The 13,773-nt window shown below is 64.2% G+C and carries 13 protein-coding genes; 7 read left to right on the top strand and 6 right to left on the bottom strand.

The genetic code is table 11. From position 1 onward, the window contains the following. Positions 1-355 precede the first annotated feature (355 nt). The 7 genes from EJ072_RS10975 (at position 356) to EJ072_RS10940 (ending at position 8,193) form a co-directional block, all read left to right on the top strand. Positions 356-1,120: a DeoR/GlpR family DNA-binding transcription regulator gene (locus EJ072_RS10975; protein WP_126079712.1), complete on the top strand. Its 765-nt coding sequence runs from the start codon at positions 356-358 to the stop codon at positions 1,118-1,120. A 55-nt stretch (positions 1,121-1,175) separates the two neighbouring features. Beyond that, positions 1,176-2,087: a LysR substrate-binding domain-containing protein gene (locus EJ072_RS10970; RefSeq protein ID WP_126079711.1), complete on the top strand. Its 912-nt coding sequence runs from the start codon at positions 1,176-1,178 to the stop codon at positions 2,085-2,087. Positions 2,088-2,346: 259 nt separating this feature from the next. Further along, positions 2,347-3,501 carry an ABC transporter substrate-binding protein gene (locus EJ072_RS10965; RefSeq protein ID WP_126083593.1) on the top strand — a complete coding sequence of 385 codons (1,155 nt, stop codon included), beginning with the start codon at positions 2,347-2,349 and terminating at the stop codon, positions 3,499-3,501. Positions 3,502-3,678: 177 nt separating this feature from the next. Continuing rightward, the gene (locus EJ072_RS10960; RefSeq protein WP_126079710.1) at positions 3,679-4,677 is read left to right on the top strand and encodes an ABC transporter ATP-binding protein; all 999 of its coding nucleotides are present in this window, start codon (positions 3,679-3,681) and stop codon (positions 4,675-4,677) included. A 281-nt stretch (positions 4,678-4,958) separates the two neighbouring features. After that, on the top strand, positions 4,959-5,864 hold the full coding sequence (locus tag EJ072_RS10950; RefSeq protein WP_189343344.1) for an ABC transporter permease: 906 nt from the start codon (positions 4,959-4,961) through the stop codon (positions 5,862-5,864). Continuing rightward, on the top strand, positions 5,854-6,669 hold the full coding sequence (locus EJ072_RS10945; protein WP_126079707.1) for an ABC transporter permease: 816 nt from the start codon (positions 5,854-5,856) through the stop codon (positions 6,667-6,669). The genes EJ072_RS10950 and EJ072_RS10945 overlap by 11 nt, the downstream gene beginning before the upstream one ends. Before the next feature lie 96 nt (positions 6,670-6,765). Further along, the gene (locus tag EJ072_RS10940) at positions 6,766-8,193 is read left to right on the top strand and encodes a gamma-aminobutyraldehyde dehydrogenase (protein ID WP_126079706.1); all 1,428 of its coding nucleotides are present in this window, start codon (positions 6,766-6,768) and stop codon (positions 8,191-8,193) included. A 197-nt stretch (positions 8,194-8,390) separates the two neighbouring features. On the opposite strand, the gene EJ072_RS10930 is transcribed toward EJ072_RS10940, so the two are convergent. From EJ072_RS10930 to fdhD, 6 genes are all read right to left on the bottom strand, one after another. After that, entirely contained in the window at positions 8,391-9,800 is a 1,410-nt protein-coding gene (locus tag EJ072_RS10930; protein WP_126079705.1) for an FAD-binding oxidoreductase, read from the bottom strand. Positions 9,801-10,136: 336 nt separating this feature from the next. Beyond that, positions 10,137-10,451: a hypothetical protein gene (locus tag EJ072_RS10925; RefSeq protein ID WP_040993821.1), complete on the bottom strand. Its 315-nt coding sequence runs from the start codon at positions 10,449-10,451 to the stop codon at positions 10,137-10,139. 55 nt (positions 10,452-10,506) lie between these two features. Further along, complete coding sequence (locus EJ072_RS10920) at positions 10,507-10,869, bottom strand: nuclear transport factor 2 family protein (RefSeq protein WP_126079704.1); 363 nt, start codon at positions 10,867-10,869, stop codon at positions 10,507-10,509. A 102-nt stretch (positions 10,870-10,971) separates the two neighbouring features. Continuing rightward, on the bottom strand, positions 10,972-12,525 hold the full coding sequence (locus EJ072_RS10915) for an alpha/beta fold hydrolase (RefSeq protein WP_126079703.1): 1,554 nt from the start codon (positions 12,523-12,525) through the stop codon (positions 10,972-10,974). A gap of 114 nt (positions 12,526-12,639) precedes the next feature. Next, positions 12,640-12,951 carry a formate dehydrogenase subunit delta gene (locus EJ072_RS10910; RefSeq protein WP_126079702.1) on the bottom strand — a complete coding sequence of 104 codons (312 nt, stop codon included), beginning with the start codon at positions 12,949-12,951 and terminating at the stop codon, positions 12,640-12,642. Continuing rightward, complete coding sequence (gene fdhD, locus EJ072_RS10905) at positions 12,941-13,771, bottom strand: formate dehydrogenase accessory sulfurtransferase FdhD (protein WP_126079701.1); 831 nt, start codon at positions 13,769-13,771, stop codon at positions 12,941-12,943. Before fdhD ends, EJ072_RS10910 begins: the two co-directional genes overlap by 11 nt. Between the last annotated feature and the right edge of the window lie 2 nt (positions 13,772-13,773).

Here is a 13,773-nt window from a genome sequence, read left to right as displayed (position 1 = left end):
CGACGATGGGACAAAATAGAAAAGCCTCGTCGGTGCGAGACGCCAGGATCGGTATCCCGCACCGCACCGACGAGCCCCTTGGCCAGGTTCAGGATCCCGGCATCCGCCCCCGCGGATTCGATAAAAGCGCAAATCTGGCTGGTTCCAGATGAACTGGTCACTAAGTTGCGGCTCTGCCATCACCCTCCCTTAGCAGTTCCGAGCCCTTGTGACTTGCAACCACTCTCATGCCCAGGTGGCAGAGCTGTCAATCAAAAGCTGTGACTTTTTTTGGGTGTTTTGCCCGAAAATATAAGCAACTCCTTTCAAAGCGTTGTCAAAGCCTTAAATTCGGTCAAAATCTCGGGCATTCCACATGATCCACTCGAAACGGCATGGCGAAATCCTGCGGCTCCTCGGCGAGGAGGGCACGATCAGCATAGCCAGCCTTGCCGAACGACTCGGCGTCTCGCAGGAAACGGTGCGGCGCGACGTCAAGCCGCTCGCCGATGACGGGTCGGTGCTGAAGATGCACGGCGCCGTCGGCCTTGCCTCGATGGTGGGCGAGGCGCCGTTCGAGCGGCGCATGCGCGAGAATGCCGAAGCCAAGTGCCTGATCGCCAGGATGGTCGCAGCCACCATCCGCGATGGCGAGGCGATCATGCTCGACACCGGCACGACCACATCCTTCCTGGCGCGCGAGCTGCTCGGCCATCGCCGGTTGACGGTGGTCACCAATTCCTCCGACATTGCCCGCACGCTGGCGACGGTGAACGGCAACAAGGTCTATATGGCCGGCGGCGAGCTGCGCAGCGATTCAGGCGCTGCTTTCGGCATTTCGGCGATCGAGTTTGTCAGCCGCTTTTCGGTCGATCATGCGGTGATCTCGATCGGCGCCGTCGATGCTGAAGCCGGCCTCACCGACTATGAGCTGGAGGAGGCGGAGTTCGCCCGCATGGTGCTGTCGCGCGGCCAGCGCTCGCTGGTCGTCACCGACCATACCAAGTTCGGCCGCCAGGGGCTGGTCAGGGTGTGCGGCTTCGACGGCTTTTCCGAGCTTGCCACCGACCAGCCGCCGCCGCCCGACATAGCCGCCGCGCTGAGCCGGGCAGGGGCGCGGCTGACCATTGCGGCGGCCTGACCACCGCGGACAAAGCCCGCTTTCTTTCCCGCACGCGGCAGTGTTTAGTCCGGCCATGGCTTTCACAATCCGCCAGCTCCAGTTCTTTGTCGCCGTCGCCGAGCAGGGCACCGTCTCGGGCGCCGCGCAGAACCTGTCGATCTCGCAGTCCTCGGTCACCGAGGCGATCAAGGAGCTGGAGAGCGATCTCGGCGTCGAGCTCTTCGAGCGCCATCCGCGCGGCTTGAACATCACCCACAAGGGCCACCAGTTCCTGCGCCACGCGACCAAGATCCTGGCCGATGTCTCGGATGCGCGCCGTTCCTTCTCCAGCGAGCAGGCCGTCGCCGGCGGGCGCCTGCAGCTCGGCGTCACCTCGCTGGTCGCCGGCTATGTTTTGTCCGATCTGCTTGCCCGCTACCGCCGCGCCTATCCCGGCGTCGAGGTCTCCGCCATCGAGGACAATGGCGACTATCTCGAGCACCTTCTGGTCGGCGGCAAGCTCGATATCGCCGTCATGGTCACGTCCAACCTGCGCGACCGCACGGCGCTGCAGTCGGAAATCCTGGAAGTCTCGGCTTACCGGCTGTGGATCCCGCTCAGCCACAGGCTGGCCAGCGCCGACATCATCTCGATCGGCGACATCGCGTCCGAGCCGCTGATCATGCTCACCGTCGACGAGATCGAGGAGAACACCGGCAAGCTGCTGTCTGCGATCGGCGCGAGGCCCCATGTCGCCTTCCGCACGCGTTCGGTGGAAGCGGTGCGCAGCCTTGTCGCCACCGGCGCCGGCGTGGCGCTGCTGCCCGACCTCGTCTATCGGCCCTGGTCGCTGGAAGGCGACCGCATCGAATCGCGCGACATTTCCGGCTCGCTGCCGGTAGTCCAGGTCGGCACCGTCTGGCGCCGCGGCTCCGGCCTGCCGCAGGCCGCGCGCGATTTCATCGGCCTCGCCCAGTCGCAACGCATGGTGCGTCAGAGGCTTTGATCAGAGCAATTCCAGGAAAAGTGCGAAGCGGTTTTCCGTCCGGAGCGTCCAAAATAACTATCGGAAAAACCGATATCGGCTTTCTGATAAATGAATTTGCGAAACCGGATTTTTCACAGCACTTTTCGCTCAGGGAACAAAGCCGCGCCTTGAGAGCGCTGCCGTCGGAGCATGAAGCTCCGACCCTTGTAGTTTGCGCATGGTCCTTTCCGAAAGCCGAACTGGTTTCGGGGTCATGGGCCAAAATGGGAGATCGATGATGAATGCATTCCTGAAGTCGTGCACGGCGCTGACTGTCGCGCTGACTTTTTCCGCTCAGGCCATGGCCCAGGTCAAGGAACTCGGCAAGGGCGAGGGCGAGCTAAACATCGTTGCCTGGCCGGGCTATATCGAGCGCGGCGAGACCGACAAGGGTTATGACTGGGTGACGGCTTTCGAGAAGGAAAGCGGCTGCAAGGTTAACGTCAAGACCGCCAACACCTCCGACGAGATGGTCTCGCTGATGAACGAGGGCGGCTTCGATCTGGTCACCGCTTCGGGCGATGCCTCGCTGCGCCTCGTGGCCGGCAAGCGCGTGCAGCCGATCAACACCGATCTGATCCCGAGTTGGAAGACCGTCGACGACCGCCTGAAGGACGCGCCCTGGTTCACCGTCGACAAGGTGCATTACGGCGTTCCCTACCAGTGGGGCCCGAACATCCTGATGTACAACACCGATGTCTTCAAGGAAGCGCCCAAGAGCTGGAACGTCGTCTTCGAGGAAATGAAGCTGCCCGACGGCAAGTCGAACAAGGGCAGCGTCCAGGCCTATGACGGCCCGATCCACATCGCGGACGCCGCCAACTATCTGAAGTTCCACAAGCCTGAGCTCGGCATCAAGGATCCATACGAGCTGAACGAAGACCAGTACAAGGCGGCGCTCGACCTGTTGCGCACGCAGCGCACGCTGGTCGGCCGCTATTGGCACGATGCCGCGATCCAGGTCGACGACTTCCAGAACGAAGGCGTGGTCGCTTCCGGCTCCTGGCCCTATCAGGTCAACACGCTGGTCGCCGCCAAGAAACCGGTCGCCTCGACCGTGCCGGAGGAAGGCGTCACCGGCTGGGCCGACACCACCATGATGGAAGCCGACGCCGCCCATCCGAACTGCGCCTATATGTGGCTCGAGCATTCCCTGTCGCCCAAGGTCCAGGGCGACGTCTCGGCCTGGTTCGGCTCGCTGCCGGTCGTGCCCGCCGCCTGCAAGGGCAATGAGCTTTTGACCGACGAAGGCTGCAAGACCAACGGCTACGACAATTTCGACAAGATCAAGTTCTGGAAGACGCCGGTTTCGAAATGCGCCAGCCAGAACGACCAGTGCGTGCCCTATTACCGCTGGGTGTCGGACTATATCGGCGTCATCGGCGGACGGTAACGCTCTTTACCCTCCCCTTGTGGGGCGGGTCGACGCTTGAGCGTCAGGGTGGGGCTGTCTGATGGTTCGCGCTGTCACCCCCACCCGCGGCTTCGCCGCGACCTCCCCCATCGAAGGGGGAGGTAGAGCGCCGCGCGAACTCGCCTTCGTTCAACCGGAACTGAACTGACGGGGCCCATGACCTCTGCCGTTTCCTTCAAACAAGTCTCACGCCATTTCGGCAGCGTGCGCGCGGTCGATGCGGTCGATCTGGAGATCGCGCCGGGCGAGTTTTTCGCCATGCTCGGGCCGTCCGGTTCCGGCAAGACGACGTGTCTACGGCTGATCGCCGGTTTCGAGCAGCCGACGGCTGGCTCGATCTCCATCTTCGGCGAGCGCGCCGAAGGCGTTCCGCCCTATCGTCGCAACGTCAACACCGTCTTCCAGGACTATGCGCTGTTCCCGCATCTCAACGTGCTCGACAACGTCGCCTACGGCCTGATGGTCAAGGGCGTCGGCAAGGCCGAGCGGCTGAAGGCTGCGGAGGAAGCGCTGTCGCTGGTGCGCCTGCCGGGCTATGGCGCGCGCCGCCCAGGCCAGCTTTCCGGCGGCCAGCGCCAGCGCGTCGCGCTCGCCCGGGCGCTGGTCAACCAGCCCAAGGTGCTGTTGCTCGACGAGCCGCTCGGCGCGCTCGACCTCAAGCTGCGCGAGAACATGCAGGAGGAATTGAAGTCGCTGCAGAAGGCGCTCGGCATCACCTTCGTCTTCGTCACCCACGACCAGGGCGAAGCGCTGTCCATGGCCGACCGCGTCGCCGTCTTCAACGACGGCAGGATCATGCAGGTCGGCACGCCGGAAGATATCTATCAGCGGCCGAACACGCGCTTCGTCGCCGATTTCGTCGGCTCGTCCAACGTGCTGCCGCCGGATTTCGTTCAGCGCTATTCCGGCCAGCATCGCTGGGGGAGCCTGCGCCCGGAATCCATCCGCGTTTCAAGCGCGACCAGTGGCGACGGCGTCGCCGCGCGCCTGGTCGGCACCAACTATCTCGGCGCCACGACAAGGCTGGCGCTCGATGCCGAGGGGTTGAGGCTGCACGCGGTGGTGCCGGCGGGAACGGCGCTGCCGGCCGAAGGCGAGGCGGTGACGCTCACCTTCAACCGCGATAGCCTGCATCTGATGGATGAGCCGGCGTGATGAAGGCTTGTGCGAGGCCCCCTCTCTGTCCTGCCGGACATCTCCCCCTCAGGGGGGGAGATTGGCTGTCCCTTCGGGTTTCGCCAATCTCCAACGTGTCAGAATTGGCGAGGCCGAGAAACTGCTGATCTCCCCCTTGAGGGGGAGATGTCCGGCAGGACAGAGAGGGGGGCGAAGGATCGCGGCCTCTCCCACGATCGCCCTCAACACGCGGTGGCGCCATGACCATCGCCGCTGTTCAGTCCAACCCCACTCCCGCCATCCTGCCAGGCAGCGGCGGCATGCGCGGCGCGCTTTCCGACCTCTTCTGGCGCCGCCCGAAATTCCTGCTCACCCTGATACTCGCCCCGCCGCTTTTGTGGCTCGGCATCGTCTATATCGGCTCGCTCTTCGCCCTGCTGGCACAGAGCTTCTTCTCGATCGACGAGTTCTCCGGCCTCATCAACCGCGAGTTCACGCTAAAGACTTATGGCGATCTGCTGCAGGCCGCCAATCTCGACATCATCCTGCGTACGGTGACGATGGCGGCACTCGTCACGCTTGCCTCGGCGGTCATCGCCTTCCCCATCGCCTATTACGCGGCGCGCTATGCGCGCGGCCGCTGGAAGGCGCTGTTCTATCTCGGCGTCATGCTGCCGTTGTGGTCCAGCTACCTGGTCAAGATCTACGCCTGGAAGCTGATCCTCGCCAAGGAAGGCATCCTCACCTGGCTGCTCGCCAAGCTGAACCTGCTCTGGCTGCTCGACGCCTGGCTGTCGCTGCCGATCGTCGGCGGCAACTCGCTGTCGGTCTCCTTCACCGGCACCTTCATCGTCTTCGTCTATGTCTGGCTGCCCTTCATGATCCTCCCTGTGCAGGCCGCGCTCGAGCGCGTGCCCGGCAACCTGGTCGAGGCCTCGTCCGATCTCGGCGCCTCGCCCGGCCAGACCTTCCGCAACGTGCTGTTCCCGCTGGCGCTGCCCGGCATCGTCGCCGGCTCGATCTTCACCTTCTCGCTGACCTTGGGCGACTACATCATCCCGCAGATTATCGGCACGTCACGCCTCTTCATCGGCCAGGCCGTCTATTCGCAGCAGGGCACCGCCGGCAACATCCCGTTGGCCGCCGCCTTCACCGTGGTGCCCATCGTCATCATGGGCTTCTATCTCTGGGGCGCCAAGCGCATGGGGGCTTTCGATGCGCTCTGACCGTGGCCAACGTGCTCCGCTCGGCCTGAAGATCGCCGCCGCCTGCGGCCTGCTGTTCCTGCACCTGCCGATCCTGCTGATCTTCGTCTACGCCTTCACGACGGAAGAGAAGAGTTTCGTCTGGCCGCCGCCGGGGCTCACCACGCAATGGTTCGCCGTTACCTGGAACCGGCCGGACGTATGGGATGCGCTAACGCTGTCGGTCCGCGTCGCCGCCATCTCGACGGCGATCGCGCTGGTGCTCGGCACGCTCTGCGCCGCCGCCGTCTCGCAGACCCACTTCTTCGGCCGCGAGGCCATCTCGCTCTTGGTCATCCTGCCGATCGCGCTGCCCGGCATCATCACCGGCATCGCGCTGCGCTCGGCCTTTTCGCTGGCCGACATTCCCTTTTCGTTCTGGACGATCGTGCTCGGCCACGCCACCTTCTGCGTGGTCGTCGTCTACAACAACGCCGTCGCCCGCTTCCGCCGCACCTCGGGATCGATGATCGAAGCCTCGATGGATCTCGGCGCCGACGGTTTCCAGACCTTCCGGCATGTCGTGCTGCCGAACATCGCAACCGCCCTGCTCGCCGGCGGCATGCTTGCCTTCGCGCTCTCCTTCGACGAGGTCATCGTCACCACCTTCACCGCCGGCCAGCAGCAGACGGTGCCGATCTGGATGCTGGAGGAGCTGATCCGTCCGCGCCAGCGCCCGGTCACCAATGTCGTTGCTATGGTCGTCGTGCTGGTGACGCTGCTGCCGATCCTCGTTGCCTATTACCTGACCCGCGACGGCGACCAGATCGCGGGGAGTGGGAAATGAAAACAGCGAGTAGCGAATAGCGAGTAGCGAATAGGGTTCGGCTGTCGATCTCCCTATTCGCTACTCCCTATTCGCTCCTAATCAGGGAGAAACCCAATGGACACCCAGATGCTCATCGGCTCGAAATTCGAGAAGGGCACCGAAACCGAGGAGCCGATCCTCAATCCAAAGACCGGGGCAACCATCCTCAACCTGCCTGAAGCAAGCCCGGCGCAGATCGAAGCGGCCGTGACAGCCGCCGAGCGAGCGTTCGTCAGTTGGTCGCGTACCACGCCGGCGCAGCGCTCCGGCTATCTGCTTAAGATCGCCGATCGGATCGAGGCGGAAGCCAAGGAGTTCGCGGCGCTCGAGGCGCTGAATTGCGGCAAGCCGATCAATGCCGTGCTCAACGACGAGATCCCGGCGATCGTCGACTGCTACCGCTTCTTCGCCGGCGCGGTGCGCTCGATGCCCGGTCAGGTGGCCGGCGAATATATTGCTGGCCACACCTCGATGGTGCGGCGCGACCCTATCGGCATCGTCGCTTCGATCGCGCCCTGGAATTATCCGCTGATGATGATGGCGTGGAAGCTGGCGCCGGCGGTCGGCGGCGGCAACACGGTCGTCTTCAAACCTTCGGAGCAGACGCCGCTGACATCGCTGAAGCTGGCGAAGATCCTCGCCGAGATCCTGCCCGAAGGCGTCGTCAACGTCGTGCTCGGCCGTGGCGACAGCGTCGGCAACACGCTGATCAACCATCCGAAGGTCAACATGATCTCGATCACCGGCGACGTCGCCACCGGCAAGAAGGTGCTGCAGGCGGCCGCCAAATCGGTCAAGCGCACGCATCTGGAGCTTGGCGGCAAGGCGCCGGTTATCGTCTTCGACGACGCCGATCTTGGCGCCGTGGTCAATGGCCTGCGCGCCTTCGGCTATTACAATGCCGGTCAGGACTGCACCGCCGCCTGCCGCATCTATGCCGGCAAGAAGATCTACGACAAGCTGGTCGCCGATCTCTCTTCCGCTGTCTCGACCATCAAATACAACCAGCCTGACGACACTGAGAACGAGATCGGCCCGCTGATCTCGCGCCGCCAGCGCGACCGCGTGTCGAGCTTCGTCGAGCGCGCCTCGGAGCTGAAGCACATCGAGATCACCACCGGCGGCAAGCCGGGGGAGGGCTCCGGCTTCTACTACCAGCCGACGGTGGTCGCCGGCGCGCTGCAGGAAGACGAGATCGTGCGCCGCGAGGTGTTCGGCCCGGTCGTCTCGATCACCCGCTTCTCGGATGTCGACGAGGCGGTGAATTGGGCGAATGACAGCGACTACGGCCTTGCCTCGTCGGTGTGGACCAAGGACGTCGCGCGCGCCATGGCGACCGCCGCTCGTCTGCAATATGGCTGCACCTGGATCAACACGCACTTCATGCTGACCAACGAGATGCCGCATGGCGGCCTGAAACAGTCAGGCTACGGCAAGGACATGTCGCTCTACGCGCTGGAGGATTACACGGCTGTCCGCCACGTCATGGTGGCGCACGGCTAGTCCCTTGCGAGAGAGGCCGGATTGCCAATTGCCCGTAGCAAATCCGATGGCAATCCGGCCTCTATCCCCTACATGGGCGGAGGCGGCGTAAGAACTAATGCATGTCGCCCAGAAGTGTGCGCGGTTCTGGGACAACGACATGCATCAAAACAAAGACTTAAACCGCGTCGCCTGAGCCCGGCTCAGCGCGACGCGGTTTAAGCGGCCGTCCTCCCTTGCATCTCCGATGCTGCGGGCTTGATGTTCTGGTTGACTCTAAAGATGTTGAACGGGTCGTAGATGCGCTTCACCTGGCTAAGCCGCTCGTAGTTCGCGCCATAGCTCGCCTGCACGCGCGCTTCTCCTTCGTCCTCCATCATGAAATTCACGTAGCCGCCTTCGCCGTTATGGGGATGGATGCTCGCCCAGTAGGTCTTGGCCCATTTGGTGAGGTCGGCGGCCTTGGCCGGATCCGGATCGATGGCGGCGATGACCATCGACCAGGTCGCGTCGCGCGCATTCCATGCCGTCTCGTTCTTGCCGACGCGGCGAACGGCGCCGTCGATGGGGTAAAGATGCATGAGCGACAATTCGCTCGGCGCTGCGGCGGCCTGCGCGATATGGGTCGCGATGGCTTCGTCGGGAAGCGACTTGACGAAATCGCCCTTCCAGTACCATTGCAGGCCTTTCGGAAGCAGCGGGTCGAACATCGCCTGCAAGGCCGGGAACGGCATCACACCCATCCAGTTGAAGATAGGCGGCGGCAGATTGTCGAGCAGCGGCGCCATGGCCTTGCGCCCCTCCTCCTCGGTGCCGTTGTAGCAGGAGATGATGGCGCAGGCGCGCTTGCCCCAATATTCGCGCGGGAATGGGTCGGTCGACGGAATGGTCTTCAAGCCGACAAAGGTGCCGAGATCCTCCGGCGCCTCCGGCAGATAGTCGCGATAGGTCTGCATGACGGCCATGGCATCCTTGGCCTCCCAGAACACCGGGCCGCCGAAGATCATGTTCACGGGATGGGCCTGGAACAGGAAACTGGTCACGACGCCGAAATTGCCGCCACCGCCGCGGAGCGCCCAGAACAGGTCGGGGTTCTCGGCTTTGCTGGCGGTCACCACGCTGCCGTCGGCCAGCACCAGATCGGCTTCGACCAGATTGTCGATGGTGAGACCGTATCTGCGCGTGAGATAGCCTGTACCGCCGCCGAGGGTCAGGCCGGCAACGCCGGTGGTCGAGACGATGCCCGCCGGAACAGCGAGCCCGAAGGGATGGGTGGCATGGTCCACGTCGCCCGAATTGCAGCCGGGCCCGACCCTGACGGTGCGCGTTTTCGGATCGACATGGACACCCTTCATCATCGACAGGTCGATGACGAGACCGTTGTCGCAGATCCCCAATCCGGCGCCGTTGTGGCCTCCGCCGCGCACGGCGGCCAAAAGGTCGTTGTCGCGGGCGTATTTCACGGCGGTAATCACGTCGGCGACGTCGGCGCAGCGCGCAATCAGCAGCGGGCGTTTATCGATCATGCCGTTATAGACCTTGCGGGCCTCGTCATAGCCGGCATCGTCGCGCAGGATCACCTCCCCGCGCAGGCTTTCACGCAGTCTTGCATGGGCTTCGTCGGTCATTGGTTTGCTCCCTTGCTTGCGCCAGCGCCATGGCGCGCCGACGCGACGCATGTGTTGCTTCGTTTGCTCGCCTCATCGGGCGAATGCGTTGGATGTTGCAGGAAGAGCACATTGCACCAATCCGGCCCCTGCCGCTTCGCCCGAAAGGACCAGCGGGGCATGGCTCGGGAGAGCCATGACACGACAGCCAAAGCGGCTGCAGTGGATGGCCGAGCGGAGGGTGCCCGGTTACCGATTTGGGTCGATCCGGTGACGTCGAGTGGCCGCCTGCCTCGCAGCCACTCTTCCCGTCATGTTCGCCGCTGCCTCTTCGGCCTTCGGCTATTTCGCAATCAACTATTCCACGATCCGGAAGATTTGCCACTGGCTGGTGCCCGACACCACATAGGGCTCCAGTTCCTTGCCCCATTTGGCGTGCGCGTCGATCTTCGCGATCTTGGCAAAGAACGCTTCCAGCTGGGCCAGGCTTTCGACTTCGTGGTGGGATTCGATCGTCGCTTCGCGGGCGCCGATCGAACCCGTCATGAGCCGGAAATTCAGGTCGGCCAAACCGACCTGCGAGCCGATCTCGCGCTCCCATTTCCGCATCAGCTCAAGTGCGGTCTGCTTGTGGCCGAACTTCGCGTCGATCTGCCATCTGGCGCTGAACATCTCGATTCTCCCTCACCATTGCGGCCGAGGCCGCTGTTGATTTGTCCGCGGTTGATTATTCGTCCCAGGCCTGCACGACGGTCTGCCGCGCGATCAGGCCGTTCCTCAGCTCCAGCATCGCCGCGCAAACCACCTTGGTGCCGTCCGGATAGGCGCAGGCTTGCATGAAGGCGAGGTTGTCGCCCTCTGCGATGGTGGCGTCGACCTTGTGGGTCATCGCCCGGCTGCAGATATCGTCCCAGAAGATGCTGATCGCCGCGCGGCCGCGGATTTCGCGCGGCTTGCTCGGCGGGTTGTTGCGGTCGACGACGCGCACCAGCGCATCGTCGGTGTAGAAGCTCGACAGCAACTTACCGTCACGGCCCTCGATCGCCTTCTTGATCGCCGCGCCGTCCACCGTCTTTGTCTTGGTCAACATCTTGTCTCTCCATGGCCCCGCAGTGCCTTCCTGGCTGCCTGCATTGGGATAATTGATACCTCCTACGCGTCCCGACCGCTTCGCCCGAAAGCGCCATGGCTCTCATGGCCCGTCCGGGCCAGCATGCCTGGCCGAGAATGCCGCCGCCGCCGCCCGCGACGGCAGGTCGAGCTTGAGCAATATGTTGGCGACATGGCGCTTGACCGTGTGCTCGCTGAGGTCGAGCTCGGCTGCGATCGCGGCATTGCTCTTGCCGTCGGCGATCAGGCTCACCACCTCGCTCTCGCGAGCCGTCAGCGTTGCCGGTTCGGCCGGCTTGGGCTTGGGACGGCAGGCCGGCTCCAGATGCTGTTCGGCCGTCACCTGCACCAGCGCCAGCGGCTCGTCCAATTCGTCGAGGCTGATGCGGCCGGCATCGGTGAAATGCAGCCCGGAACCCGCGGCCAGGTCGGCGACCAGCCTTGAGCAGAGGATGTGCCCGCGCTCGGCATGGGCGGCAAGCTGCATGGCCACACGCGCTGTCAGCCCCGTCGGCGGTCCGCGTATTTCGATCTCGCCGACATGCACCCCTTGCGCGCTTGCCACGCCGATTTCCTGGGCCGCCTCGCGCAGCAGCGCCGCGCAGCGCACGGCACGCGCTGGGCCATCGAAGCGCGAGATCATCAGCTCGCCATGCGTGCCGGCGACGCGCCCGCCATGGCGGCCGACCAGCATGTGCCAGTTCTCCTGGAAGCGCAGGCTGCGTTCGCTCCACAAGCGGTCGCCGAGCCGCGCGGTGTCGTAGATGCGTGTCACCAGAAGTGCTGCGAGCACGCGTTCCACAACGGCCACCGTCGGCTCCCCGGTCAGGAATTCCTCGATCAGGTCGGCCACGCGGTCGACGTCGCCGGTCCAGATCGGGTGGTCGCGCCCCGAAATCTCGACCAGGCGGGCGCCTGGGATCTTTCTGGCCAGGAAGCGGCTGGCGTCGGGATCGACTCGGGCGTCGTTGCGGCGATGGATCAGGTAAGTAGGCACGCTGATCGTCCCGAGCATGTCGCGCACGTCTATGCCGGCATTCATGCGGGCAAGCGCCGTAGCGGCCGTCGGGCTGGCCGACAGCCGCTCGAACCGGCCCCACCACTGAGTGAAGTGGGTATCGTCGACCCGGCCCGGCGCGAAATTGGGCAAGGTCGCGCCGGTGCCCCAGGATGTTTCCGCCGTCTCGATGAATGCTTCCAGCCGTTCCGGCGGCATCACCCATTTGTGGAAATGCGCATAGCCGCCGTAGAGCACCAGCGCCCGCGTCCGCTCCGGATAGGTGGCGGCGAACAGCATCGCCATCGGCGCGCCTTCCGAGGCGCCGAGGATAGCGGCACGGCCGCTGCCTGTGGCGTCCATCACCGCTCGGACATCGTCCATGCGCGTCTCGAGGCTGGGCAGGTGGCGGGTGTCGACGCGGTCGGATAGCCCGGTGCCGCGCTTGTCGAACAGGATCAGCCGCGAGAAGGCGGAGAGCCGTTTCAAGAGGCGGCTGTAGCCCTCGTCTTCCCAATGCAGGTCGAGATTGGAGATGAAGCCCGGTACGAAGACGAGATCGAAAGAGCCCTGGCCGATCACCTGATAGGCGATCCGCACATCCCCGCTACGGGCGTATCTGGTCTCGATCGGCCTCACGCGAACTACCCCGCCCGGCCAGACGACTTTCTGCCGCCAACCATAGCAGAGCCGTGCCGATAGCGGCACCTTAAACTTTAGCGGAAAGGAATATAACGCCGTCCGGTCGCTACATCATTCCTGCGAAGCGGCGATATCGGCCGGAAAGGCTGTGACCCCAAGCTTCCTGTCGGCCTCCGCAGGGGAGATCGGCCGCTTGATCTTGTCCGAGGCCGCGATCACCAACGCGTCGAAATCCTCAGCGTCGCCGTCGAGCAGCTCGAAGAGCTGCCGCCGCATCCGGGGTTCCCAGAATTTGTTGATGTGCTCCGCCAGCCCGGCAATGCCTTCCTCGCGCGGCTTCGAGTGGAAGAAGGTGGCGATCTGGTTGGCCATGCGCACCAGCTTTTCCCTGGTGCTGGCGATGTGGTCTTCGTCATGCGACATGCTTGGCAACTCCGGAAGCCACCCGTTCGGGGTGGGTGAAAATATCGAAATCGTCGCCGCGCACCAGCGCCACCAGCGTCATGCCGGCGGCATCCGCCGTGCGGATGGCAAGCGCCGTCGGCGCCGAAACCGCCATGATGATCGAAGCGCCGATGGCAGCCGTCTTCTGCACCATCTCGACCGAGACGCGCGAGGTCACCACGACCGCGCCGCTTGCGCCATCGATGCCTGCCTTGGCCAGCGCGCCGGCGAGCTTGTCCAGCGCATTGTGCCGCCCGACATCCTCGCGCGCCATCACGACGCCCTTGCCGGGCACGTAGAAGCCGGCCGCATGCACCGCGCCGGTCTCGGCATGCAGCGGCTGAACCTTCGACAGCAACTGGACGGCGCTGGTGATGTCTTCTGCTTGAAGCGTAAGTTTTGACGCACCAACTGCCTCGACCGAGCGCATCGCCTCCTCGATGGACTCAATGCCACACAAGCCGCAGCCGACCGGTCCGGCCAGCCGGCGCCGCCGCGCCTGGAAGCGCGTGTTGGCCTGGTCCTTCAGCCTGATCTGGATGTCGATGCCGGCGCCGAGATCCTCGACCTCGATCGCCTCGATCTCTTTCTGATCGGCGATGATGCCCTCGGTCAGCGAGAAGCCGAGCGCGAAATCCTCGAAATCGGCTGGGCTTGCCATCATCACCGCATGCGTGGTGCCGGCAAAGGAGAACGCCACCGGCGTCTCTTCCGGCACCATGCGGTTCGCGGCCGCGGTGCCGCCGGCGCGATGCGCGAGCCGCGTAATTTGCGTCGTCGCTTTGCGGCGCGCGCCCAAGG

It is taken from the genome of Mesorhizobium sp. M2A.F.Ca.ET.046.03.2.1, assembly GCF_003952425.1.
In the GTDB taxonomy this organism is placed as follows: domain Bacteria; phylum Pseudomonadota; class Alphaproteobacteria; order Rhizobiales; family Rhizobiaceae; genus Mesorhizobium.
The sequence above is the reverse complement of the archived record's forward strand: the minus strand, read 5'-3'. Positions and strand labels throughout refer to the sequence as shown.